At 62.1% G+C, this 24,141-nt stretch carries 21 protein-coding genes; 6 read left to right on the top strand and 15 right to left on the bottom strand.

Annotation, left to right across the window (positions count from 1 at the left end; genetic code table 11):
- The first annotated feature begins 50 nt into the window (after positions 1–50).
- Positions 51–1,259: a DegT/DnrJ/EryC1/StrS family aminotransferase gene (locus BSIN_RS13440; RefSeq protein ID WP_218192422.1), complete on the top strand. Its 1,209-nt coding sequence runs from the start codon at positions 51–53 to the stop codon at positions 1,257–1,259.
- Positions 1,256–1,729, top strand: a complete 474-nt coding sequence (locus BSIN_RS13435) for a GNAT family N-acetyltransferase (RefSeq protein ID WP_159935962.1) — start codon at positions 1,256–1,258, stop codon at positions 1,727–1,729. The genes BSIN_RS13440 and BSIN_RS13435 overlap by 4 nt, the downstream gene beginning before the upstream one ends.
- 69 nt (positions 1,730–1,798) lie before the next feature.
- Here BSIN_RS13435 and BSIN_RS13430 read toward each other — a convergent pair whose 3' ends face one another.
- The 5 genes from BSIN_RS13430 to BSIN_RS13410 form a co-directional block, all read right to left on the bottom strand.
- On the bottom strand, positions 1,799–3,568 hold the full coding sequence (locus BSIN_RS13430; RefSeq protein WP_059519798.1) for a peptidoglycan D,D-transpeptidase FtsI family protein: 1,770 nt from the start codon (positions 3,566–3,568) through the stop codon (positions 1,799–1,801).
- A gap of 518 nt (positions 3,569–4,086) precedes the next feature.
- Entirely contained in the window at positions 4,087–5,640 is a 1,554-nt protein-coding gene (locus BSIN_RS13420; protein WP_089340872.1) for a methyl-accepting chemotaxis protein, read from the bottom strand.
- Positions 5,641–6,070: 430 nt separating this feature from the next.
- The gene (locus BSIN_RS25390; protein WP_125910508.1) at positions 6,071–6,433 is read right to left on the bottom strand and encodes a hypothetical protein; all 363 of its coding nucleotides are present in this window, start codon (positions 6,431–6,433) and stop codon (positions 6,071–6,073) included.
- Positions 6,434–6,464: 31 nt separating this feature from the next.
- A complete protein-coding gene (locus tag BSIN_RS25385) occupies positions 6,465–7,382 on the bottom strand; it encodes a hypothetical protein (RefSeq protein WP_143757442.1) in 918 nt (305 codons plus the stop codon).
- Between the two features lie 251 nt (positions 7,383–7,633).
- On the bottom strand, positions 7,634–7,906 hold the full coding sequence (locus BSIN_RS13410) for a hypothetical protein (protein ID WP_143757441.1): 273 nt from the start codon (positions 7,904–7,906) through the stop codon (positions 7,634–7,636).
- Positions 7,907–8,009: 103 nt separating this feature from the next.
- On the opposite strand from BSIN_RS13410, the gene BSIN_RS13405 reads away from it, so the two are divergent.
- Positions 8,010–8,927, top strand: coding sequence for an alpha/beta fold hydrolase (locus BSIN_RS13405; protein WP_089340870.1), 918 nt, complete (start codon positions 8,010–8,012; stop codon positions 8,925–8,927).
- 723 nt (positions 8,928–9,650) lie between these two features.
- Here BSIN_RS13405 and BSIN_RS13400 read toward each other — a convergent pair.
- The gene (locus tag BSIN_RS13400; RefSeq protein ID WP_082712068.1) at positions 9,651–10,028 is read right to left on the bottom strand and encodes a hypothetical protein; all 378 of its coding nucleotides are present in this window, start codon (positions 10,026–10,028) and stop codon (positions 9,651–9,653) included.
- Positions 10,029–10,350: 322 nt separating this feature from the next.
- Between BSIN_RS13400 and BSIN_RS25380 the strand changes: the two genes are divergently transcribed.
- The gene (locus tag BSIN_RS25380) at positions 10,351–11,415 is read left to right on the top strand and encodes a hypothetical protein (protein WP_159935960.1); all 1,065 of its coding nucleotides are present in this window, start codon (positions 10,351–10,353) and stop codon (positions 11,413–11,415) included.
- 196 nt (positions 11,416–11,611) lie between these two features.
- Here the strand turns inward: BSIN_RS25380 and BSIN_RS13395 are convergent, their stop codons facing one another.
- Positions 11,612–12,199, bottom strand: coding sequence for a nucleotidyltransferase family protein (locus BSIN_RS13395; RefSeq protein ID WP_089340869.1), 588 nt, complete (start codon positions 12,197–12,199; stop codon positions 11,612–11,614).
- 185 nt (positions 12,200–12,384) lie between these two features.
- On the opposite strand from BSIN_RS13395, the gene BSIN_RS13390 reads away from it, so the two are divergent.
- Positions 12,385–12,969 (top strand): cysteine hydrolase family protein, encoded by a 585-nt coding sequence (locus BSIN_RS13390; protein ID WP_089340868.1) that lies wholly within the window; start codon positions 12,385–12,387, stop codon positions 12,967–12,969.
- A 75-nt stretch (positions 12,970–13,044) separates the two neighbouring features.
- Here the strand turns inward: BSIN_RS13390 and BSIN_RS13385 are convergent, their stop codons facing one another.
- The 4 genes from BSIN_RS13385 to BSIN_RS13370 form a co-directional block, all read right to left on the bottom strand.
- Entirely contained in the window at positions 13,045–13,728 is a 684-nt protein-coding gene (locus tag BSIN_RS13385) for a Fe2+-dependent dioxygenase (protein ID WP_059519790.1), read from the bottom strand.
- Positions 13,725–14,462, bottom strand: a complete 738-nt coding sequence (locus tag BSIN_RS13380; RefSeq protein WP_089340867.1) for a tetratricopeptide repeat protein — start codon at positions 14,460–14,462, stop codon at positions 13,725–13,727. The genes BSIN_RS13385 and BSIN_RS13380 overlap by 4 nt, the downstream gene beginning before the upstream one ends.
- A 4-nt stretch (positions 14,463–14,466) precedes the next feature.
- Positions 14,467–16,713 (bottom strand): TonB-dependent receptor, encoded by a 2,247-nt coding sequence (locus BSIN_RS13375; RefSeq protein ID WP_089340866.1) that lies wholly within the window; start codon positions 16,711–16,713, stop codon positions 14,467–14,469.
- 203 nt (positions 16,714–16,916) lie between these two features.
- A complete protein-coding gene (locus tag BSIN_RS13370) occupies positions 16,917–18,212 on the bottom strand; it encodes an aspartate carbamoyltransferase (RefSeq protein WP_089340865.1) in 1,296 nt (431 codons plus the stop codon).
- A gap of 262 nt (positions 18,213–18,474) precedes the next feature.
- On the opposite strand from BSIN_RS13370, the gene BSIN_RS13365 reads away from it, so the two are divergent.
- Complete coding sequence (locus BSIN_RS13365) at positions 18,475–18,609, top strand: entericidin A/B family lipoprotein (RefSeq protein ID WP_059570723.1); 135 nt, start codon at positions 18,475–18,477, stop codon at positions 18,607–18,609.
- A gap of 230 nt (positions 18,610–18,839) precedes the next feature.
- Here the strand turns inward: BSIN_RS13365 and BSIN_RS13360 are convergent, their stop codons facing one another.
- The 4 genes from BSIN_RS13360 to BSIN_RS13345 form a co-directional block, all read right to left on the bottom strand.
- Positions 18,840–19,925: a porin gene (locus BSIN_RS13360; protein WP_089340914.1), complete on the bottom strand. Its 1,086-nt coding sequence runs from the start codon at positions 19,923–19,925 to the stop codon at positions 18,840–18,842.
- A 131-nt stretch (positions 19,926–20,056) separates the two neighbouring features.
- Positions 20,057–21,124: an ABC transporter ATP-binding protein gene (locus tag BSIN_RS13355; RefSeq protein ID WP_089340864.1), complete on the bottom strand. Its 1,068-nt coding sequence runs from the start codon at positions 21,122–21,124 to the stop codon at positions 20,057–20,059.
- Positions 21,117–22,898, bottom strand: a complete 1,782-nt coding sequence (locus BSIN_RS13350; protein WP_089340863.1) for an ABC transporter permease — start codon at positions 22,896–22,898, stop codon at positions 21,117–21,119. Before BSIN_RS13350 ends, BSIN_RS13355 begins: the two co-directional genes overlap by 8 nt.
- A gap of 99 nt (positions 22,899–22,997) precedes the next feature.
- Positions 22,998–24,098: an ABC transporter substrate-binding protein gene (locus BSIN_RS13345; RefSeq protein WP_089340862.1), complete on the bottom strand. Its 1,101-nt coding sequence runs from the start codon at positions 24,096–24,098 to the stop codon at positions 22,998–23,000.
- Between the last annotated feature and the right edge of the window lie 43 nt (positions 24,099–24,141).

Below are 24,141 nucleotides of genomic sequence, written 5' to 3'. Positions count from 1 at the left end.
ATTTCATCCTTAGAGGAGCTAACGATATGGCGGGACCGGGATATTCTTTTTTGGGCGACGAAGAGCGGGACAACGTCAACCGAGTGCTCGATACGTGGGGCCTGACGCGTTTCGCATACGACGTGCCGAACTTCACGTCGTTCGTCAGGCAGACTGAAGAGGCATTCGCGTCGCTTGCCGGCGTGCGGCATGCGATCGCCGTCAACAGCGGGACGTCCGCGTTGATCACGAGTCTCGCCGCGCTCGGCGTCGGACCGGGAGACGAAGTGATCGTGCCGGGGTACACGTTCGTCGCATCGATCGGCAGCATCGTGCTGAGCGGCGCGACGCCCGTGCTCGCGGAAATCGACGATACGCTGACGATCGATCCGGCCGACGTCGAACGCAAGATCACGAGCAGGACGAAGGCGATCATGCCGGTTCACATGCTCGGCGCGGCATGCGACATGCATGCGCTAGGCGCGCTCGCGCGGCGTCACGGGCTGAAGATCGTCGAGGATGTCGCGCAGGCGTGCGGCGGCAGTTTTCAGGGGCGGCGGCTGGGCGCGCATGGCGATATCGGCGCGTTCTCGCTGAATCCGTTCAAGGTGATCACGTCGGGCGAAGGCGGGCTCGTCATCACCGACGATCCGCATCTGTACCAGCGTGCATACGCGTTTCAGGATCAGGGCTGGTTCCCGCTGCGTCGCGACACGGGCGAGGGCGACATCCTGTTCGGACTCAATCTGCGCATGGCGGAGCTTGCCGGCGCGGTGGCGGTTGCGCAGATCGCGAAGCTCGACCGGGTGCTCGCCGCGACGCGCCGCGCGAAATCGGCGCTGCTGAGCCGGCTCGCGCTGCCGGGCGACTGCCCGATTCAGCCGCGCCGATTGAACGACGAAGCGGGTGATTGCGCGACGGTGCTGGTGCTGACCTGCGCGGAACGCGAGCAGGCCAAGCGCCTCGCCACGACGCTCGGTTCGAAGACGCTCGACGATTCGGGCCGGCATTACTACCGGAACATGTCGCAACTGCATCGGCTTGGCGATCGCGTAAAATCGTCGGCCGTGTTTCATCGGCATTACGCGGGCGATCCGGCGCTCGGCACGTTTCCTTCGCTTACCCGGACCGACGATCTGCTCGGGCGCTCGGTCGGCATATCGATTGGCGTGTCGGACCGATACCTCGGCGCAGGCTTCGGCATCTCGGTCCAGGATGACGACGAGACGATCGATGCGCGTGCGCGCACGCTTCGCGACGCGATTCTTTCGGCATCGTGAAGCCGCCTGGCGCATGGGTGACGCTTGTGGCGACGGCGCAAGACTTGGGCGCCGCCGTGCGGCTCGCGGACGGTTCGAGCGCGGGCTTGCACGCGCGGCTGCTCGAGCGTTTGAAGTGCGATGCGGCTGAAGGGGGCCGGCCGCACGACGAATGCACGCTCGAAGTCGCCGCGCTCGTCGGCGCGGATGGAATCGTGGCCGGCGGCATAACCGGCAGTCTGTTGTATGGCCGGCTCTATGTCGATTTGATCCACGTCGACGAATGCTTCAGGGGGCGCGGTCTCGGCGAGCGGCTGCTGCGGCATGCCGAGGGGTGGGCGCGCGAGAAGGGCGCGTCGCACGTGTGGCTGCATACGTACCGGTTTCAAGCGCCCGGATTCTATCGCCGGTGCGGCTATGCGGAACTCGCGACGATCGGCGAGACGCACGATCCGCAAGCGATGACGTTTTTCGCGAAGCGGATCGGCTGACGTCCGATGGCCCGGCCAATGCGGCGGCGCGACCTGGCGGGCTGGCGGACGCGCCGCGGCCGGCCGACGTCACGCCTTCGGTTTTCCGGATGCCGCTTTGTCGTTTCCGGCCGGCGCGTCCGGCGGCACGCCGAGCAATTGCAGCGATCCGCTCGTCACCGAAGAAAACACCGGACCGGCGACCGTCCCGCCGTAATAGCCTTTGCCGCTCGGCTCGTCGATCATCACCGCGACGATCAGGCGCGGGTCGCTCATCGGCGCCATGCCGGCGAACAACGCGCGGTATTTGCCCTTCGCATACGACGCGCCGACTTGCTTGCGCGCCGTTCCCGTCTTGCCGCCGATCCGGTAGCCGTCGACGCGCGCCGCGCGTCCGGTTCCGCCCTGGCCAACCGCCATTTCGAGCATCGAGCGAATCGCGGCCGCGGTGGCGGGCGATGTTACGCGATGGCCGCGGTGCGCGGCGTCGGTTTGCGCATCGGCCGACGTCTTCAGCAGCGACACCGGGTGCAACGTGCCGTCGCCCGCATACGCGGTGTAGACCTGCGCGATTTGCAGCAGTGATGTCGACAGCCCGTAGCCGTAAGCCATCGTCGCCTGCTCGATCGGCCGCCAGCGCTTGTACGGACGCAGCCGGCCCGATGCGACGCCGGGAAACGTCAGCTCCGGCGCACGGCCGATTCCGTATTCCTGATACTTGTTCCAGATCATTTCCGCCGGCAGGTTGAGCGCGAGCTTCGCGAGCGCGATGTTGCTCGACATCTGCAACGCCTGCGCGACGGTGATCGCGCCGTGGTTCGATGTGTCATGGATCACGGCGGGCCCGATCCTGTACGAGCCGGGCGACGTATCGATCACCGTTTGCGGCCGCACCTTGCCCGCGTCGATCGACAGCGCAACGACGAGCGGCTTGATCGTCGAGCCGGGCTCGAACGTGTCGATCACCGCGCGGTTGCGCAATTGCTGGCCGGTCAGGCGCGCGCGATCGTTCGGATCGAACGTCGGATAGTTCGCGAGCGCGAGGATCTCGCCGTTTTTCGCGTCCAGCACGACAACGCTGCCGCCTTGCGCGTGGTTCGCGATAACGGCCGACTTCAGTTGCGCATACGCGAGTTGCTGGATGCGGCGGTCGATCGTCAGCTCGATCGTCGCGCCGTGCTGCGCCGGCACGAGCGGACGGGTATCGGAAATGATCCGGCCGAGCCGGTCGCGGATCACCTGGCGCTCGCCCGCGGTGCCCGACAAGCGTGCGTTCGCGGCAAGCTCGACGCCTTCTTGCCCGCGATCCTCGACGTTCGTGAAGCCGACGACGTGCGCGGCCGATTCGCCTTCCGGGTAGAAGCGCTTCGAATCGGCAATCTGCGTGATGCCGTCGGCGTCGAGTTTTTCGATCCGGGCAGCCGTTTCGGGGTCGATCTGGCGTTTGAGCAGCACGAACGAGCGTTCGCTCGTCAGCCGGCGCCGCACTTCGGCGAGCGGCATGTCGAGCAGCTTCGCGAGCGGTGCGTAAGCGGCTTCGTCGACCTGCTTGGGATTCGCCCAGATTTCATAGGTCGTCAGGCTCACGGCGAGCAGCGCGCCATTGCGATCGACGATGCTGCCGCGCATCGCGCCTAGCTCGATGGTTCGTTGATAGCGTTTTTGGCCTTGTCCGACATAGAAATCCTGGTTGGCGACTTGGACCCAGAACGCGCGGCCGATCAGCGCGGCGAACCCGGCAAAGACCAGGATCACGACAAATTTCGAGCGCCACATCGGCAGGCTCGATGCCAGCATCGGATTTTTGGCGACGGCGAGGTACGGATCGGAGGACGAGGTCGATTTCTTCTTCAGGCGCATGAGGGGAGGCTATCGCGTGCGTCGGGCGGCCAGAGGAGGTTGAAATGAATGTAATTGTAATTAATAAGTAATCGTTTCGTCTGAAAATGACGGCAACATCTTGATAAATCTGACAATTCGAGACGGATGCGAAGGGAAGGGAGCGGCACGGGAAGCAGCGCGGGCGCGCAGTTGGGGCTGCGCGTGGTTTTCGCGATGATCACGATCTGCGTCGCGCGGCAAGCGATCGATTTTTCGCGCGCATCGGCGTACACCGCCTGGGCGCGCGGTTGCCAGGGCGGCCAACCATCGCGCGGATGGCAGAGCGGGGCGCATCGCGTTCGTGCGGACGCGTGCGCTTCGTTTTCGGGCGGCTGAGCGCGTGCCTGCGTTTGTGCCGCATGCCGGTGCGGCCCACGGCGACGCGGCTCGCCGCGAATCTGTCAGCTGCGGGTTGGCTGTCCGCGGCCGCTCACCTGCGGCCGGGCGCGTGCCGGATCGCGTCCGCCGCGAGCCTCATCGCGCCGGGTGCTGCCGCATCACGCTGGCAATGCAAATTGGGCAACCGCCGCGCGCAACGCGTCCGCCTGATCCTTCAGCGAATGCGCGGCGGCGGCGGCTTGCTCGACGAGCGCGGCGTTTTGCTGAGTGACCTGATCCATTTCGCCGACCGCCCGGTTCACCTGATCGATTCCCGTGCTTTGTTCGCGTGACGCATGGCTGATCTCGTCGAGAATTTCGTTGACGCGCGTGACCGATTGCACGATCTCGGTCATCGTCGTCCCCGCGCGCGTGACGAGCGACGCACCGTGCTCGACCGTCGCATTCGACGTCTCGATCAGCGATTTGATCTCTTTGGCCGCGCTCGCCGAGCGCTGCGCGAGCGAGCGCACCTCGCTCGCGACGACCGCGAAGCCACGCCCTTGCTCGCCCGCGCGCGCCGCCTCGACGGCCGCGTTCAGCGCCAGAATATTGGTCTGGAACGCAATGCCGTCGATCACGCCGATGATGTCGCCAATCTTGCGCGACGCGCCGGTGATCTCGGCCATCGTCCGCACGACGTCGCCGACGACCGCGCTGCCGCGCGTGGCAACCTGCGCCGCCTCGTCGGCGAGCCGCGCGGCTTGCAGCGCGCTGTCGGCATTCTGTTTCACGTTCGCCGTCATCTGGCCCATGCTCGTGGCCGTTTGCACGAGCGCCGCCGCCTGCTGCTCGGTGCGCTGCGACAGGTCGGTATTGCCGGCCGCGATTTCGGATGCGCCGACATTGATGTTCTCGGTGCCGAGCCGCACGCGCGACACCATGTCGATCAACGCCGTCTGCATCGCGCGCAGCGCGTGCAACAGACTGGAACGATCGTTGCCGCACACGCCCACCTGCGCGGTCAGATCGCCCTGCGCGATCCGGTGCGCGGTGGCGACGGCCGCCTCCAGATCGCCGCCGAGGCTGCGCCGCACGCTGCGCAGCACGCCCGCCATCACGATGGTCCCGACCACGCCGAGCGCGGCCGCCATCGCCAGCCAGCGGCCGATGCTGACGAGCACGGCCGCCTGCACGTCGTCCATGTACATGCCGGTCACGATGTACCAGTCCCACGGCGCGAAATGGCGCACGGCGCTCGTTTTGTCGATCGGCTGGTCGGCGCCAGGCTTGGGCCACTGGTATTCGACGTAGCCGAGGCCGCCGCCGGCGTTGGCGGCCTTGACGATTTCGACGAACACGCGCGTGCCGGCCGGATCGGCGAGATTCGACGCGTCCTTGCCGTTCAGCTCGGGTTTGATCGGGTGCATCACGATGACGGGTCTCGAATCGTTGATCGATACGTAGCCGTCCTTGCCGTAGCGCATCGCGGCGATCGCGTCGAGCGCAGCGCGCTTCGCATCGGTTTCGGGCATCGCGCGCTGCTGGGCGAGCGCGTGGAAGTATTCGCTGACGCCATAGGCTTGCGCGGTGAGGTTCGCGAGCTGCGCGCGCCGCTCCGCGATCATCGATGCTCGGTTTTGCCATGCGCCGATCGAGCCGATCATCAGCAGCCCGATCCAGACGAAGACGATCAGCGATGTGAGCTTGTGGTTCAACGACAGGTTGCGCATAGGTTCGGAGCGCCGGACGGCGGCGTGTGGAGACGGGGATGCCTGTTTATCGGCGTGGAGCGACGCGAGCGCAGGCGGGTATTCCCTATAGGCTGAATCGGTTTGCATGGCCGCGGGATGCGATGGCGGCAGTTCAAGGGCAGTTAGGTGAGGGCGGGCTTGCGAGCGTATCGTGAGCGACGCCCGCTGTTATGTTGAGGCGTTTTGCGGCAGCGCCGCATTTTTATGCGATTGGCGGCGACTCTATAGAAGCGGGATCGATGCTCATAGCGAGGAGTATGAGGGGCATGGCGCCGAGATGTTTTCGCATCGCGGCGGCCTCCACGTTCCCGGATTTCGCGGAAAATCTATTTGGCTTGTCCAGAACTTCATTTTATCGAGAGTTGGCGTTTCTTCGGGCCGGCGAGATCAAAGCTCATGCCGGCGAGCGTCATCTCCATGTCTCGATAGTTCCGAACCCCAAGTTGCCGCAGCTGTTGATTGGAGAGCTTAATTGAACCTGAGTGCCCAAGGTGAATGCAAGCTGAGCTTGGGAAAATAACACGCGCCCTACCGGATTCGTATCCAGCGGTATATCACTGGAATCGTGATAATAAAATTTAGCGGTGTCGGTCCAATACGGTTTGTCATTGATGTAAACGCCAAATTCACTCCAGGCGGATTTGCCTGATCCGGAATAAGGGCCCACGATGTCGACGATATAACCTTTGGCACAAACCGTACCGATTCCGGCGAATGCCAGGTGGCTGGTTGCCATTAGTAAGGTAAAAATCAAAGGGATCTTAAGTTTCATGGTACTCTCCATGCAATTCGCAATGACGGCGTTATTTTTTATCCCACAGCAAATTTGTTGGCGAAATTACCGGAAATGCATACTTTGCCTTAATTTTTTCAAAATCTGGAATGATTCTGTTACACGTATCCGAGGTGGCCGCTGAGGCTGGAATACTTGTGGGATGTGTATTTGTTCGTTTTCCTTGAGGGGTTTTTATTCGATATTCTCCATTGACGTACTGCCAATCGCCGGAATATAAAGGATAAACGCTTCGTCTGTCGGCAATTTGTGTCAATCCGGTAACTATGGAGCCAAGCACACTTTGATCGCCATTGTTGTAGCGGACCATGTTTTGATAAACCGAACTTAATGTATTGAACGCATTCTGCCCGACGATTTCGACCGCGCCTTCTTCGAATCCTTCTCCTGGGTCATCAGAGCGATTGTTGGGGCCGATGAAAAGATTTCCTGGCAGCCAGGTGTAAAATTCCTGAAATGTATCCAACCCTGGCGGCGGCCGGTTTCCACCCCATCTGGCATAATTATCGGCGACGGCAAGCGCCAAGTTTGAAGCTTCTAGGTAATCGAGGCGATTTCTTTCGCAATCCAGGCTGGCTGCCGACGCATACGATGGAATATTTCTTCCAAAAACTATAAGAAAGCTACGAAATCTTAGTATTTCGCCGTGAGTTTCCATCACTCTGTTATAGAACGCGCGCAGCACATTGTAAGGGATAATATGGTGACGACTTACTTCAACGGAGTAATCGGGGCCGCTTCCCTGTGCTGAAAGGTCAATATTATAATTTTGTAGCGGCGGGTATGGCGCTCCTGGTCTCGCCCCAAGTTCAAGCTCATATGAACCTGGCGGGAAATCTTCCGGATCGGCGTGACATAGTGCGGATGCAGTCGCTATCCACGCTGCGAGTATAATTAAAATATGAGATCGCATTTTATGATCACTCATGCGGTTGAATTGTGGCTGGTCGCGTCTTGATGGCGATGTATAAATTATAAACAATTGCGTGCATAGTATTTGCGGTGAGTGTTCTGAATTGCACTTGCCGAATTTTTGAAGTCAGAGTATCTGTTGGTCGGTTAAATTTCGATGATTTTTATAGCGGAGGGGTCGTATTGAGTGTATTTCCAGGTATTTTATTTGTCAATAAAGGAAGATTTTTTTGTCTGAATGTTTATTCGATTCAATAATTTATTTTTTTAAAATAAATTGAATTGAAACGATTCAGTTCGGTCGTCGAATTGAAATTGAGATTTGACGCTAATTTGAAGCGGCTTCAAGGCCATACGTGTAATCAAGCCAAGCCGTCTGGTTAATGGCAATTCTGACGCAGCGCCCCAGTCAACCTCGATCGATATGCCGCTTTCATAAACCCGCGGCGAGAAACGCAGCATCATAATCATTCCATCGAATATTTGCCGTGGCTTGCGTGCTGCGCTTCGACGCGTCGCGTCGAAGCGGTCGATCGGCATGTCGGCGCTCGCGTACAATCAATCGCGACCGGCCCGTCCATGCCGAGGTGTCGGCAACCCGCCGGATATTTTCCTCAAACCTCCCAACACGAAGGAACCCTACATGGATCATGGAAACATCGTTCATCCGCAGTTCGTAACGCTGAACAACGGCGTGCGCCTGCATTATGCGAGCGCGGGCCAGCCCGGCCAGCCGTTGATGCTGTTCGTGCACGGCTTCCCCGAATTCTGGTACGCATGGCAAGCGCAACTGTCTGCATTCGGCGATGCGTATTACGCGGTCGCGCCGGACTTGCGCGGCTTCAACCTGTCGAGCAAGCCGGCGGGGCCGGGCGAATACCATCCCAAGCTGATCGTCGACGATCTGGCTCAACTGATCGACGCACTCGGCTACAGCCGGGCAATCGTCGTCGCTCACGATTGGGGCGGCGCGGTTTGCTGGAGTCTCGCGATCAAGTTTCCACAGTTGATCGACAAATTGGTGATTGTGAATGCGCCGCATCCGTGGCTGTTTGCGAACGCGCTCGCAAACGATCCCGCGCAGCAAGCCGCTTCCGCGTACATGAACTGGCTGCGGCAGCCCGGCTCGGAAGACGCGCTTGCCGCCAACGATTTCGCGAATCTGGAAAAATTTTTCACGGCAGGCGGGCAGTCCGGGGCGTCGTGGTATACGCCCGAAGTGCGCGGCAAATATCATGCGGCGTGGTCCGTGCCCGGCGACGGCGGATCGCACGGCCTGACGGGCGGCTTGAACTACTACCGCGTGTCACCGCTGCATCCGCCGGCCGGTGGCGAGGCGGCGCCGGACATATCGAAGCTTGTGCCCGAGGAATGGGTCGTGCAGGTGCCGACGATGGTGATTTGGGGCGAAAGCGATACTGCATTGCCCAAAACGCTGCTCGACGGCATCGAACGTTTCGTGCCGGATCTGCGGATCGAGCGCATTCCGGAAGGATCGCATTGGGTGATACACGAGCAGCCGGAACGGATCAATACGCTGATTCGTGGATTTGTCGGTTGATTTCGACACGTGGCCCACACCGGCGCTATGCCGGTTGTTGCGCTGGCGATGATTGTCGAGCTGTTTACCGTATCGTTTCGCAGGAAAGCGTGCGCGGTGGTGTCAATCCAACCGCGCATGCGCGGCGCAGGTGCAGGCTCAAGAGCATGCGCAGCGACTAGGCGCGGCGCATACAAACGAATCGTTTTGCGCCGTCGTGCCCGCCCGTTGCGCGTCTGTCGCAGCCGGCCTTGTCAAACCGGATCTTTGCTGGGCGGCTCTTGCGGCTTTTGCGGATGCTCGTGATGGTGGTGATGGCCGGACGACGGCGGCGCGAACGCATCCTCTTCGGGGTCGCGAGTAGGGTCGGTGGGCGATTCAGGCTGCGGTGATGTGTGATCAGTCATAACGGTCTGCCTGCAAGTCTTGCAATGCGCGCGCATGCCCGCGCGGACGCGCGACGCGCACCGGGTTTCGTTTCTCTGTTATAGGCGATTGGACGTGCATTTGCCGGATCGCGGCGTAGACCGTCGATTAATGGTTCGCGAGCCGAAGCCGATCGACATCGGCGGCTTGGAGGTGGCGGGCGGATCGGCGGAGGAGTAGGGGGAAGCGCCGGGTGCTCCTCCTCTACCGCGCGAACCTTCGCGGGGAAATCTGGCCGACCGCATAGCTTGTTACTGCGCACGCCGGGAATGAACCGATCGGAGAAGCGGCTTCAGTCTGCAATTAAAATTCCAAAATTCATTTCATGTATAACGCAAATCCATTCTCGGAAGGATTCAAAATAAGAATTTTATTGCCTCCACCTTGATTGTTACCCGGAACTTCGGTTGCATCGTTATACGAAAATGGAGCATTGCAATACTTGATGGCGTCCTTGCCTGGCGGATTCCAGTAATCTTGAAATAGAAAAATCAGTATTTGAGAGGGGGCGCCATCAATAATATTTATTGCCTTATTCCCCTCGCTCTGACCGGCGATCCACGGAACCCATATATCGCCAGTCCACGCTCCGCTTGCCGGAACGGAGAACAATTGGGAAGCGCTGTCTCCATTTTTGATGGCAATTAAATTGAAGGTATTATTTATAATCATTTTTATATTTGTGACGTCGGCCATTTAAATTTTCTCCCATTGATTTTTGGTTGAATGTACTGGCTCCGTCCTTGCAAAGAAAGCTGTTATTTATCGGAGGTGTTCGCCAATATTTTTCTACCTATATTCAAGTAATCCATGGGTCGTCCGCATTGGTGATCCTTATTTCTAAGTGATTATCCCGTTGTTCGATTATCTTGTTTTCGATAAGGCAATGCGGACCATCGTTATTTATAGATGTGTGTTTGCATAGTTCGATGATCGGCAATCAGTTTGTGCTGTGAATAATGCTTCGCGGTTTTTGCCGCAATGCAACCGCAATCCTTTGATTGTAAAAATAAAGATCATGGCAAAATACTACATTATCTATGCGATAATTGAAAGATCTCCGAGAAACTACTATTGCTATTCTGGATATATTTCATTTGACCAGAGTGATAAAAAATTTTCTCCGGAAAAATATATAAGAACTGGTGGGAAAAATGGAGATATTCCAAATGAATATTCACTGTATTTGAATCCTACCGATTACCCGCCAACCGGGGTGTTCTATAACGGAGGAATCAGGGATCCAAAGCAACCTCAATTCACCTTGGTTACCGGCATCGACAGAATCGCATATGCGGTCAGACCTTATGTTGCCCTGCCGGGCGGGCAGGGAACTTTCAATTTTATGACGTCGATCAATGTGGCATCGCCCTACAGTGCAATCGTGCCATTTAGACAAGATAACGAAGTTGGAAAGACATTGATGTACCACTGGTTCTATAAAACTGAAGACGGGGCTTTGTGGTGGGCGGCGGGAAGCGGTAGCGTGAAAATTACGGACTTACCGACAAGGAGTTATCCAAGTATCGTACAGCGCGTGATTGCCGATGATTTTGGATGGATAATTGCGTGCGACGATAATGGGAGAATAAGTTACTCTGCGGTAGAAAGCTTTCAAAATCAAAAGCTGAAAGCCCTGGAAAGCTTCGATAATGTGATTGACGGTCGGCCAGCCGCCATTATGGGTGAATTCATTGTTGACGGGACTACTGAAAGTTATATTTTTGTGTTTTACAAATCCTCGAACAACGTGCTTCGTTGTTGTGTTTTCGACTGGCGTGGCACGGAATTGGGTTGGCAAGTCGATGCCGCAGTTCTTTCTGGGGAGGGGCAGGAATTTAGCATCACATCGTCACCGTCGGCTGCGCCATGTTATCTCAACGGAAAACGCAATACCGAACGTGCATACGTTTGTGCTTTCGGTCCGGATCCGGATGATAGAAATAAAACCAAGCTGATTTTATTTGAGATCGATCTGGCCTCGGTAGACCTTGAAAATAAACGGATGCCCGCGACCAAAATTAATCAAATTTCCACGTCTTACAACACCAATGCAGGCCCCTTCATGTTCTATGGCGGTTGATCGGGATATCCGATATAGGATGTGCAACATCGAAGAATACGAAGAGATAAACGAAATTGCCGGCGGCCAGCGCACGTCCTATTTGATCTGTCTGTACGCTCGAAAACGGCCTTCGCGGCCGTAGATACGATGGGGCGCGCCGGTTTGAGTCTGGCGGGGCGGGTGTAGGGTGCACTTTGCGATCGTGAACAGGCTCTCAGCCGGGCAGATCGGCCGGCGTATCGACGTCGCGCAACACGGCTGCATCGTCGACGTCGACGATCGCGGGCGGATGGGCGACGAGCAGCGCGCGGGCGCCCGAATCGCCGTCGAGCGCGGCAAGCGCCTCGTAGTGGCGGCTCGCGAACCCGACTGGATGCCCGCGTTGCCCGCGATAGGCGGGCGCGACGATCGATGCCGGTCCCACTTCGAGCGTCCGTGCGAGCGCCTCGATCGTCGCCGGCGCGATCCATGGCATATCCGCGAGCGCGACGATCCAGCCGGGGCTGTCGGCGCTCGCGCGCACGCCGGCCGCGAGGCTCGCGCCCATCCCCCGGACGGCGTCTGGCGCGAACACCGCTTGGCAGCCGACGCCGTTGAGCAGCTGCGCGAGCTTTTCCGCGCCGGGCCGAACTACCGCGATCACGTTGGGCAACACGGCGGTAAGCCGTTGCGCGGCGGCGACCGCGACGGGCGTCCCGTCGGGCAGCTTCGCGAGCAGCTTACTGTGGATGCCGCCGGGATCGAAGCGGGTGCCGAGGCCGGCGGCCAGCAGCACTCCGGTGGCGAGCGACGCGTATGTCATGGCGGTAACCGGTGGCGGACGTGTCGCGATTGTGCGATGCAGGAGAAGCAGACGCAAGCACGTGCAGTCCGATTGCAAGGCGTCCGTCCAGCCCGGCCAGCGGGATGCGCGCGGGTGCGGCGCGGCGTGAAGTTCGCAGCGCGCCGCTAGAATGGCTTATTTCAACTTCCGCTGCCGCCCCCCGCATGGATACGTCGCCGCTTTGCGCGCATGCCGCGCTGCTGCTCATCGATCTGCAAAAAGGCATTCTTGCGCCGAATCCGGCTATCCCGCGCAACAATCCCAATGCGCAAACGCATTGGGCGACGCTGCTCGACTGCTGGCGCCGTACCGGCCGGCCGATCGTGCATGTCCGGCATATTTCCCGCTCGCCGGATTCGGTATTCCGGCCCGGCCAGCTGGGCGCCGAATTTCACGACGCATTCGCACCGCTCGCGCGCGAGCACGTGATCGAAAAAAACGTCCCCGACGCGTTCGCGGCGACGGGGCTCGCGCGCTGGCTGCACGAGCGCGGCATCACGCAACTCGTGATCGCCGGCGTGATCACGAACAATTCGGTGGAATCGACCGCGCGCTCGGCGGGTAATCTCGGCTTCGATACGATTGTCGCGGGCGATGCGTGCTTCACGTTCGATCAGCGCGATCTGTCGGGGCGCGTGTGGGCGGCGGCCGACGTTCATGCGCTTTCGCTGAGTAATCTCGCGATGGACTACGCAACGATCATGGATACGCGCGAGATCGTCGAGCGCACGGCTCAGGCTGGCGGATGAGTCCGCCGCGCCACGCCGGTTGCGCGCGATGCAAGCGCGGCCGGCAGCAGCCGGCGCGTCGCGCGGCCCCGGCGCTCAAGCATCCGCCCAGCGTCGCAGCAGATTGTGATAAATCCCGGTGAGCGCGATCACGCCCGCGTCGCCCGCGCCTTTTTCCGCACTGAGCTGCTGGATCTGCGTATCGAGTTGGAAGAGCAGCGTGCGGTCGCCATCGTCGCGCACCATGCTCTGAATCCAGAAAAACGACGCGACCCGCACGCCGCGCGTCACCGGCGTCACGCGATGCAGGCTCGACGCCGGATACAGCACCATATCGCCCGCCGGCAGCTTCGCGCGATGCACGCCGAAGGTATCCTCGACGCATAGCTCGCCGCCGTCGTATGCATCGGGCTCTTCGAGAAAGAGCGTCGCGGAAAGATCGCTGCGCACGCGAAAATCGGTGCCGCGCAGCAGCCGGATCGCGTTGTCGACGTGCGTGCCGAACGCGTCGCCGCCCGCGTAGCGGTTGAACAGCGGCGGAAACACCTTGAGCGGCAGCGCGGCCGAGAAAAACAGCGGATGGCGCGCGAGCGCGTCCTGGATCGCGTTGCCGACCGCGCGCGCGGCGGCCGAATCTTCCGGCAATTGCAGATTGCGCTTGGCGAGCGCGGATTGCGCGCCGGACGTCGCATTGCCGTCGGTCCAGTCCGCCTGGTCCAGCACGGCCCGGCATTGCGCGACCTCGTCTTTCGTCAGCACGGCGGCAATTCTGAGCATCATCCGGCGAACTCCTGCGCTGCCGCGGCGCGAAACGCATCGATCGGCGAAGCGGCCAGATAGGCGCGCATCTTCGCGACGAACGCGGGCGTGGCGGTGCGCGGCACGCGCGCGAGCCATTCGAGCGCTTGCGCAATGCATCCGCGCTCGGCGAGCAGCCGTGCGTAGTTGAACTGCCCGCGAAAATCGCCGGCCTGCGCCGCGCGCCGGTAGTAATCGAAGGCGATGTCGCGGTTTGCGGCGACGACCCAGCCGTCCTCGTAAAATCCGCCGATCAGGTTGATCGATTTCGCATGGCCGAGCGCGGCCGCTTTCTCGAACCATTCGAGCGCGGCGGCCCGGTTTTCGTCGATGCCATTGCCGAGGGCGAGCATCGTCGCGTAGTTGTACATGCCCCAATCGAGCCCGGCACGCGCGGCCTCGCGATACCAATACACGGCGACGGCCGCGCTCGCGGCTGTCCCCCAGCCGAACTCGTAGCAGCGTCCGACCATGTTCATCGCCATCGGATGGCCGGCGCGCGCCGCATGCTTGAACCATTCGAGCGCGGCGGCGGGATCGCGCGCGACGCCGTGGCCGTCGAGCAGATATTGGCCGTATACGGCCTGTGCGTCGACGATGCCGTTTTCGGCCGCCGCCGCGACCCATGCGGCCGCGCGCTCGGGCGGGCCGCCGAGGATCTCGACGAGCGATTCGTGCGTGGCCGACGCCAGCGCGGCGAGCGATACCGCCTGCATCGCGTCAGTAGCGCGCATTGAGCGTGACGAATGCCGAGCGGCCCGGCGCGATCGATGCGTAGTGCGCCGGATACGCTTGATCGTAGTACGTGCGGTTGAACAGGTTCTGCACGTTCAATTGCACATCGAGCTTCTTGTTGATCCGGTATTGCGCGGTCGCGTCGAAGCGCCAGTACGACGGCACGGCGCGCAGATTCGCGGTATCGCCGAACACCTTCGACATATAGAATGCGCCGCCGCCAAGCGTGAATTTCGGCGTCACGTCGTAGTTCGTCCACAAAGTGAAGCTATGCTTCGGCGTGTTCGGGAACTGATGGCCGTTGTCGGCCTGGTTTTTGCCGTTGTCGCGCAACTCGCTCTTCATGTACGTATAACCGCCGAACACTTGCCACGCGCGCGTGAGCCGGCCCGCGAAGCCGAGTTCGAGCCCTTGCACGCGCTTGTTGCCGGCCATCGCGTATTCGTTGTTCGGCAGCGTGACGCGCGCATTCGTCGTATCGATCTGGAACAGCGCGGCCGTCAACGACAGCTTGTCGGCGAGCACGTTCCACTTGGTGCCCAGCTCGATGCTGCGGTTTTTCTCCGGCGCGAGCTGGTCCGCGTTCGCGCCGACGCCGCCGCGGCCGGGCGTGAGCGACTGGGTTTCGGCGCCTTCGCCGAGCAGCGCGCCGGCGGGCGTCGACGACGTCGCATACGACGCGTAGACGCTGCCGTTCGGCGCGGGCTTGAACACGACGCCCAACTGCCAGTTGACGAGCGTATCGTCGCGCGTGTAGGTCTTCGAACCGTTCGCGCGGGTGTCGGTGAAGCGGGTCGAGTAATCGTCGATCCGCACGCCGGCGTTGACTTGCCAGCGCTTGCTGAGTTCGATCGTGTCGAAGCCGTAGATCGACTTCGTTACCGTGCGCGCATACGACGGATCGTTGTTTCGCGCGATCGAGCCGGCCCACGGATCGCTCGGGCTCGGTGACCACAGGCTCGTGCAGTTGTAGCCGGACGCAGCGCCGATTCCGGCCGCGCAGCTCTTGCCGTTGCCGGCCGCGACCGTGTATGCGTCGCGCTCGGAGGATTCGCGCGACAGTTCGATGCCCGTCGTGAAGCTGTGCTTGAGCAGCCCGGTCTTGAACTCGCCGGACAGCTCGGTCTGGTTCGCGATGCTATGGACCGAACTGTCGCGATTGTTGTTGCGGCGCCAGACGCGGCCGTTGATCACGTTGCCCTGGCTGTCGTCCGGCTGGGTCCAGATGTAGTCCTGCGTCGATTTGGTATAGCGCGTCGTGTTGCGCACCGTCAGCGACGGCGTGAGGTCGTGCTCGATGCGCACGGTGCCGATGTCGGACGTGGTCTTGCGGAAATCGCGGTCGACGAGGCCGTAGAAATTGTGCCGGTTCACGTTCGCCGGATAGATCGTATCGACGTTCGCCGGCTTGTTCGACGTCGTGTAGAAGTACGGGATGCCGCTGTCGGGCAGGTCGTCAGTCGACAGGTGATAGTAGCTGGCGGTGACGCGCGTCGGCGTGCCGAGGCCGAACGCGATCGACGGCGCGACGCCCCAGCGCTCGTTGTTCACCCAGTCGCGGCCGGCGACGTCGTTGTTGTGGCTCATCACGTTGAGCCGGAATGCCGCGTGTTCGGCAAATTGCCAGTTGCCGTCGGCGGTGAAGCGGCGGTAGCGGTCGGTGCCGAGCCCGGCGCTCGCGGCGGCGGCCGTGCCGAGATGCGGCGTCTTCGTCACCAGGTTGATGCTGCCGCCCGCGCCGCCGCGCCCGCCGTAGGCGCCGTCCGAGCCTTTCGTGATTTCGATGCGCTCGGTGTTGAAGATCTCGCGCGTGGTCGCGCCGACGTCGCGCATGCCGTCGGCGAACAGGCTGCCTTGCGTGTCGTAGCCGCGCAGGAACGGACGGTCGCCGAGCGGATTGCCGCCTTCGCCCGCGCCGAACGTGATGCCGGGCACGGTGCGCAGGGCTTCGGCGAGGGTGGAGGCGCCGCTGCTTTCGATCAGCGCTTGCGGAATCACGGTGACCGATTTCGGCGTGTCGACGAGCGGGGCGGTGAATTTCGCGGACGACGCGAAATCGGCCTTGTAGCTATGCTCGGCGGCGCCCTTGATCTGGATCGGTGCAAGCTCGTTGTCGTGGCCGGCGGGTGCGGCGCTCGGCGCGGCGTCTTGCGCGAACGCCGGGCTGGTGGCGAGTACGCCGACTAGCGTGGTGAATTTTCCGAGCTTCAACTCGTCGGGGCGCGACTTCATCGATGGTAATCCTTGCCAGATAAGACTCGATCGGACGAGGGCGCGATGAGAACCAGCGGGATTGCTCGACGGCTCGCGTCCGAATATTACAAATTGTTTTCGGGCGACATTTTAGTAAATAAATTTATAAATGAGAAGCGTTATCGTTCATGTTTTTTGAAAGATGCAGGCGGCGAGGCGGGTGTGGGCTCCTCGCCGCCGGTTCAATCGCTCCCATGAAACGGCGCGTCTTCCGGCCCCAGGTAAGCGGGCGGGCGCCAGGCCGCGTCGCGCATCGAGTGCTGGACCAGATGCTCGACGCCGAGCAGCACCGCGAAAATCGCCATCCGTACCGGAATCCCGTTGTCGGTCTGCCGGAAGATCGCCAGGCGCGGGTCGCGATTCAAGTCGGTCGACAGGTCGTTGGCGCCTGGCCGGCTGTCGCGCGGTAGCGGATGCATGATCAGCGTATCGCGGCCGCAGGTTGCGTCGACGAGCGCCTGATTGATCTGGAAATCCGGCGTGTAACCCTCGAACGACTCGTCGGTGAAGCGCTCCTTCTGGATTCGCGTCGCATAGACGACGTCCGCGCCTTTCAACCCATGCGCGAGATCGTGTGTCTGCTCGATCACATGGCCGTTTTTCGCGATCTGCTCGACGATGTATGCGGGCAGCTCCAGTGTCGGCGGCGAAATGAGCGTGAATTTCAGCCCGCGATAGAGCGCGAGCAGTTTCACGAGCGAATGGACCGTGCGGCCGTACTTGAGGTCGCCAACCAGCGCGATATGCGCGCCGTCAACGATCTTGCCGAGCCGCGAGAACTCGCGCTGGATCGTATACAGATCGAGCAGCGCCTGGCTCGGATGCTCGCCGGGGCCGTCGCCGCCGTTGATCACGGGCAGATTCGTCGCGCGGGCGAATTCGGCGACCGAGCCTTGCTCGGGGTGGCGGATCACCAGCGCGTCGACGTAGCCCGCGATGACGCGGCTCGTATCGTAGATCGATTCGCCCTTGGCCATCGACGAGAACGTGAAGCCCGTCGTATCGCACACCGAGCCGCCGAGCCGGCAGAATGCCGCGCCGAATGACACGCGCGTGCGCGTGCTGGCTTCGAAGAACAGATTGCCGAGCACCGCGCCTTCGAGCACGCGCGAAATTTTGCGGCGGCGGGCGATCGGCTGCATCACGTCGGCCACGCGAAACAGGGCCTCGACCGAATCGCGCGAGAACTGATCGACCGACAGCAACTGGGGCTTGCCTTCGTGCAGGATTTGATTCGCAAGCGGCTGCCGGGAATCTACGCTTTGCGTATATCCTGGTGACGATGGCGGCGCGGCGACGATTTCGGACACGAAGCGTTCGACGATCTCGGGCATGCCGCGCGATTCCTGCGAATCATCGGGCAGCAGCCAGGTGTCGAGTGCGCGGCGGCTGACGCCAATGCGGTTGGCGAACGCGTCGCGGGTCATGTTGAGGCGGCGCATCGCGTCGCGCAGAAACGCTTGTTGAGGGACGCTCATCGGTCGGTGGGAGTGGGTGAAAATATACGCGGTGCGTATAATATGCGGGTGGCGGTTGAAGTCAAGTAAAAATGCGGGCGAGACCGCGTGACGCGCGGCGGCATTCAGCGTTGTCTGCACCGCACGACGTTTAACAATTGCAGTATTTCGAACGGCCGGTGCATCCGTATAATCTGACCCCGCCCCCGCGCGCCCATGCGTGGGTGAGTTTCGCTAATAACGGGCGCTCGTCGACGCGACCGCATTGATCAGGAGAAAACGAATGAACCGTGTGATTGCCGCAGCACTGTTGATCTTCACTGCCGCGCTGGCTGGTTGCAACACGATCGCGGGCGTCGGCCAGGACATTTCGAAAGGTGGCCAAGCCATTTCGAACACGGCCGAAAAGGCCAAGTAAGCGGTATAAATCACAAGCAGCCGGCTCGACGAGCCTGGGTATGCGATGCGGGCGGGCCCGGCGAATTGCCGGGCCCGCGCCGTTTCGGCTGCCCGAATTGACGCGGCTGCGCTTCGTTCGCGGTTGGTCCATATGCGCTGAATACACGGCCGAATACGCGCGAAAGTGACGCGTGCGGCGGGCGGCGTTCGACGATGGAACCCCGGGATATTGCGCGCCGCCCGCCGCGATCAAAACCGCTGCTGAATGCCCGCGGTCACGCCGACTTGCGTATCGCCGTACCCGGCGACGTCGCGCGATACGCCGACCTTGCTGCCATGCTTGGCGATCGCGAAACCGCCCGCCGCGTATAGCACCGTGCGCTTGGACAGCGCATATTGCGCGCGCATCGAAACGAGTGTCGGGTCGGCATCGGTGGCGCCCTTGATGTTCTGGTGATACACCGCCGCGATCAACGAAAACGCCGGCGTAAGCTGATACGAGCCGCCGATCCAATACATGTCGCTCAACTGCTTGGCCGCCGCGTGGAACGTGCGCCGGTAATGACGGTAGCCGGCCATCGTCTTCAACGCGCCGAAATCGTAGGACAGGCCCGCATGAATGCCCTGTGTGTAGTTGACCGGATCGGCGGGCGTCACGCTGTCGGCCGCGCCGTTTTGCCGGTCGAACGTGGCCACCGCGGCAAACGGTCCGGCTGCGTAGCCGAGCGCGAAATCGTATTTCGAGCTGGTCTTCAAGCTGCCCGGCACATTGCCGAAACCGTACATCGCGCCGAACTTGACGCCGCTGAAATCGCCGTCATAACGCACCGCGTTGGACGAACGCGTGAGCATGCCGTCCTTGCGTGCGCCGGTGGCCATCGACGACGTCGCCCACGAATAATTTTGCGCGTAGCCCATCGGGTCGAACGGCAGCATGTAGTCGTAGGTGACGGTGAACGTTCGCCCGAGCGACAGTTCTCCCCATTTGCCTTTCAGCCCGATCGTCGCGCGGCGCGCGAAGATCGAATCGGGGCCGTCGTCGAATCCGCCGTTCGCCAGGTCGATGCCGCTTTCGAGGCGGAAGATCGCGTTGAGCCCGCCGCCGAGATCCTCGACGCCGCGCAATCCCCAGCGCGACGTATTCTTGTTGCCGGACTTGAGCCGCAATGCGTTGCCGCCGTCCGGCGCCGCGTGGTTCGTGTATTCGATGCCGGCGTCCATGATCCCGTAGATCGTGACCGACGATTGCGCATGGGCGGCGGTGGCGGCCGCGAGCACGGCGGCCGAGCCGCCGGCTGCCGCCGTGCGAAGCGCGCATTTCGCGAATGACTTCATTGACGGTGTCTCCAGTTTCTTATGGTGGGGAAAATCTGCGCGGCGCGGCGCGCTGCGCTGCACGGATGCGCCGATGTGCATGGCACGCCGTGCGCGGCTGCCGGATCGGCCGGCATGCCGCTGCGCGCGGCTCAGCCCGCTTTCGCGAATGCCCAGCAGTCGTTGGCCGGAAACTCCAGCCAGTGCTTGCCGGCCGCGCGCGGCCCGGTGCCGAATGCGCGCAGCCGCAAGCCGCCGCAATGGAACAGGTATTCCCAGCGATCGCCGAGATACATCGACGTGACTAGCTCCGCGTGCAACCGGTTCGCGCCGGGCCCGTCGGCAAGCTGCACGCGCTCCAGGCGGATCACCGCCTGCGCGTGCTGGCCCGGTGCGAACGTGTCGCGGGCGCGCGCGCGTAGCTGCCAGCCGTCGCCGGCGAGCGTCACGCAGTCGCCGTCGACGGCCGCGACCCGCGCGTCGATCCGGTTGTTGCTGCCCATGAACTCGGCCGCATAGAGCGAGCGCGGCGCGCCGTACAGTTCGGCGGGCGTGCCTTCTTGCTCGATGCGGCCGTTGCGCAGCAGCAGGATGCGGTCGGACATCGCCATCGCCTCGGTCTGGTCGTGCGTCACGCACAGCGCTGAAAGCCCAAGCGACACGATCAATTCGCGCAGCCACGCGCGCGCCTCTTCGCGCAGCTTCGCGTCGAGATTCGACAGTGGCTCGTCGAGCAGGATCACGGGCGGGTTGTAGACGAGTGCGCGCGCGATCGCGACGCGCTGTTGCTGGCCGCCGGAGAGCTGGTGCGGCAAGCGCTCGGCGAGGTGGCCGAGGCCGAGCTGCTCGAGCGCGCCGCGCACGCGGCGCTGCTGCTCGGCCGGCGCGACGCGGCGCAGCTTCAGCCCATAGCCGACGTTGTCGGCGACGGTGCGATGCGGCCACAGCGCATACGACTGGAACACGAGCCCGAGCGAGCGCTGCTCGACGGGCAGATCGATGCGCCGCGGGCCGTCGAAGAAAACCTGCTCGTCGAGTTGAATGCGCCCGCCGGACGGTTGTTCGAGGCCCGCGACCGCGCGCAGCAGCGTGGTCTTGCCGCTGCCGGACGCGCCGAGCAGGCACACCACCTCGCCCGCCTTCAGTTCGAACGACACGCCGTTGAGAATCGCGTTCGTGCCGTAGCTGAGATGAAGATTATCGACGGTAAGCTTATCCATGAAGTTTGACTCCGACGCGCAATGCCACGCCGAGACCGGCGCCGACCATCGCGATGTTGATGACAGACAGCGCCGCAACCTGATCGACCGCGCCCGTTGCCCACAGCGACACGAGCAGCGAGCCGATCACCTCGGTGCCGGGCGACAGCAGGTAGACGGCCGTCGAGTATTCGCGCTCGAAGATCATGAAGATCAGCAGCCATGCGGCGAGCAGGCCGAAGCGCACGAGCGGCAGCGTCACGTCGAGCGACGCGCGCTCGCGCGTCGCGCCGACGCTGCGCGCGGCTTCCTCCAGTTCAGGGCCGACCTGCAGCAGCGCGCTTTGAATGAGCCGGATGCCATACGCGAGCCAGACCACCGTGTACGCAATCCAGATGCTCCACATCGAGTTCTTCAACTCGCGCAGGCCGGGCACGAACAGGAAGATCCACAGGAACGCGAGCCCCGCGAGCAAGCCCGGCACCGCGCGCGGCAGCAGCACCAGGTAGTCGAGCAGCTTGGTTGCCCAGTCGTGGCGCCGGTGGCCGGCGAACGCGACGAGCGAATAGAAGCCGACCGACAGCGCGCCGCCGGCCACGCCGATGCCGAGCGTGTTGACGATCGCGCGCACCAGGTTGTCCTGCTCGAACAGCTCGACGAAATTCGCGAGCGTCAGCACCTCGGCAAGCGCCACGCCTTCGCCCCAGTTCGTCACGAACGCGCGCAGCACGATGCCGGACAGCGGCACGATCACGCTCAGCGCGAGCCACAGCGCGACGAGCGCGACCGCGACCCAGCGCCATGCGCCAAGCGGCAGCACCGTCATGCGTGTGGCCTTGCCTTTGACGGTGACGAAACGGTTCGCGCTTTTCAGCAGGCGGCGCTGCAGCAGCACGAGCGGGAACGTGATCGCGACGATGCAGATCGCCACTGCGGCCATCAGGTGATACGACGGCACGCCGAGCTTGTTGGTCAGCTTGTACAGATAGGTGGCGAGCACGAGATGGCCTTCCGGGTCGCCGAGCACCAGCGGCAGGCCGAATACCTCGAAGCCGAGAAAGAACACCAGCACGCCGGCGAACAGCAGCGCGGGCATGGTCATCGGCAGGCTTACGTCGAGCGCGACGCGAAATGGCCGCGCGCCCGTCACGCGCGCGGCTTCCTCGGCGTCCGAGCCGAGGTTGCGCAGCGCGGCCGACGAATACAGGTACACGTGCGGCACGTGCGTAAGACCGACGATCACGGTGATCGCGGCGATCGAATAGATGTTCCACGGTGCGCTCGCGGCGCCCGTCCATTCGCGGAACCACACCGAATAGAAGCCTACCGGGCCCGCCGCGACGACATAGCCGAACGCGAGCACCATCGGCGACACGAATACCGGCGTGAGCAGCAGCGGCTCGAGCCAGCGGCGGCCGGGCAGGTCGGTGCGCACCATCAGGAACGCGAGGATGCCGCCGAGCGGAATCGAGATGAGCAGCATTCCGCCCGCGATCACGAACGAGTTTTTCGCGGCCGACCAGAAATCGGGATCGTCGAAAATGAAACGGAAGCCGTCGATGCCCAGCGTTTTGTTCGCGTCGAAGAACGGCGCGGACAGCAGGCTCTGGAACAGAATGAAGCCGAGCGGCAGCGCGACCGCGACGCTCAGCGTCGCGATGACGATCCAGCGCAGTATGCCGCCGAGCGGCCGCAAGCTGCTTGCCGGCAGCGGTTGCGCCGCGCCGTCGGCCGTGGGCTGCGCGGCGCACGGGGACGCGCCCGGCGGGGCGCCGCGTGTACTGGTTGAAAGCATGAGTTTGCCCCTGCGGCCCGCAGGCCGCGTGAAAAGAAAATCACCGAAAGGGAGGTCGTCGAAAAGGGAAGGGCGCCTAGCGCGCCGCGCGGGCGGCGCTCAGCGCTTGATCGACTGTTGCCATTGCTTGAGGAACGCGAGGCGCTTCGACTGGTCGAGATAGACCAGCAGGCCCGTGCCGATCTGGATCGGCTTCAACGAATCGCCGAGCGCCTTCGACAAGCCCGCCGCCGACGTCTCGCCGTTCACGTCCGAGCGGATCGCATACAGATTCGCCTGATTCGCGATCAGCGTCTGGCCGCGCTGCGACAGCAGGTAATCGATCCACAGCCGCGCGGCATTCGGGTTCTTCGCTTTCTTCGAGATCGTCGCGAGGCGGCTGACGACTTGCGTGTAATCGCTCGGAAACACATAGCCGATCGATTTGTCCTTTTTCGCTTTCGCGTAGGCATACGAACCGATGATGTTGTAGCCGATCAGGTTCTCGCCGGACGAGATCCGCTCCATCATCGCGCCGGTGCTGGATTGCAGCTTCGGCCCGGTGGCGCCGATCGCCTTCACCAGCTCCCAGGTGACCTTCTCGTTGACGTGCGCATCCTGGGTCAGATAGTTGAAGCCGACGCCGGATTTCTCGATGTCGTAGGTGGTGACCTTGCCCTTGAAGCGTTCGGGCTGCGATTGCAGCAGCCGGATCAGATCGGCGCGGGTCTTGGGCGCTTCGTTGTTGGCAATCAGCCGTTTGTTGTAGACGATCGCGAGCGGCTCGAAGGTCGTGCCGTAAGCCTGCTTCTGATACTGCGCCCATTGCGGGATGTACGCGCTCTCCGGCGAATCGTATGACGTCATCAGGCCGTCGTTGACCAGCTTGATCTGCAGATCCATCGCGGAACTCCACAGCACGTCGGCGCTCGTGCTGTTCGCCGCGTTCTCGCTGATGTAGCGGTTGTACAGCTCGGTGCTGTTCATGTCGTTGTATTCGACCTTCACGCCGTATAGGCTTTCGAAATCCTTGAGCAATGGCCGCACCAGGCCGGTGTCGGTCGTCGAATAGACGATCAGCTTGCCTTCCTTTTTCGCGGCGTCGATCGTGCCTTGGTAATTTCCCGGATATCCGGCGGGAACCTGCGCGTAGACGGCGCTGGCGGCCGCGCTCGCGACGAGCGTGACGATCGCGGCTACGCGCTTGGGTGCGAACGGCATGTCTTCCTCCAATGGCTTGTTGTGTTGTTCGAGTGACGCGGAT

The sequence above is a fragment of the Burkholderia singularis genome (assembly GCF_900176645.1).
Classification (GTDB): Bacteria; Pseudomonadota; Gammaproteobacteria; order Burkholderiales; family Burkholderiaceae; genus Burkholderia; species Burkholderia singularis.
The sequence above is the reverse complement of the archived record's forward strand: the minus strand, read 5'-3'. Positions and strand labels throughout refer to the sequence as shown.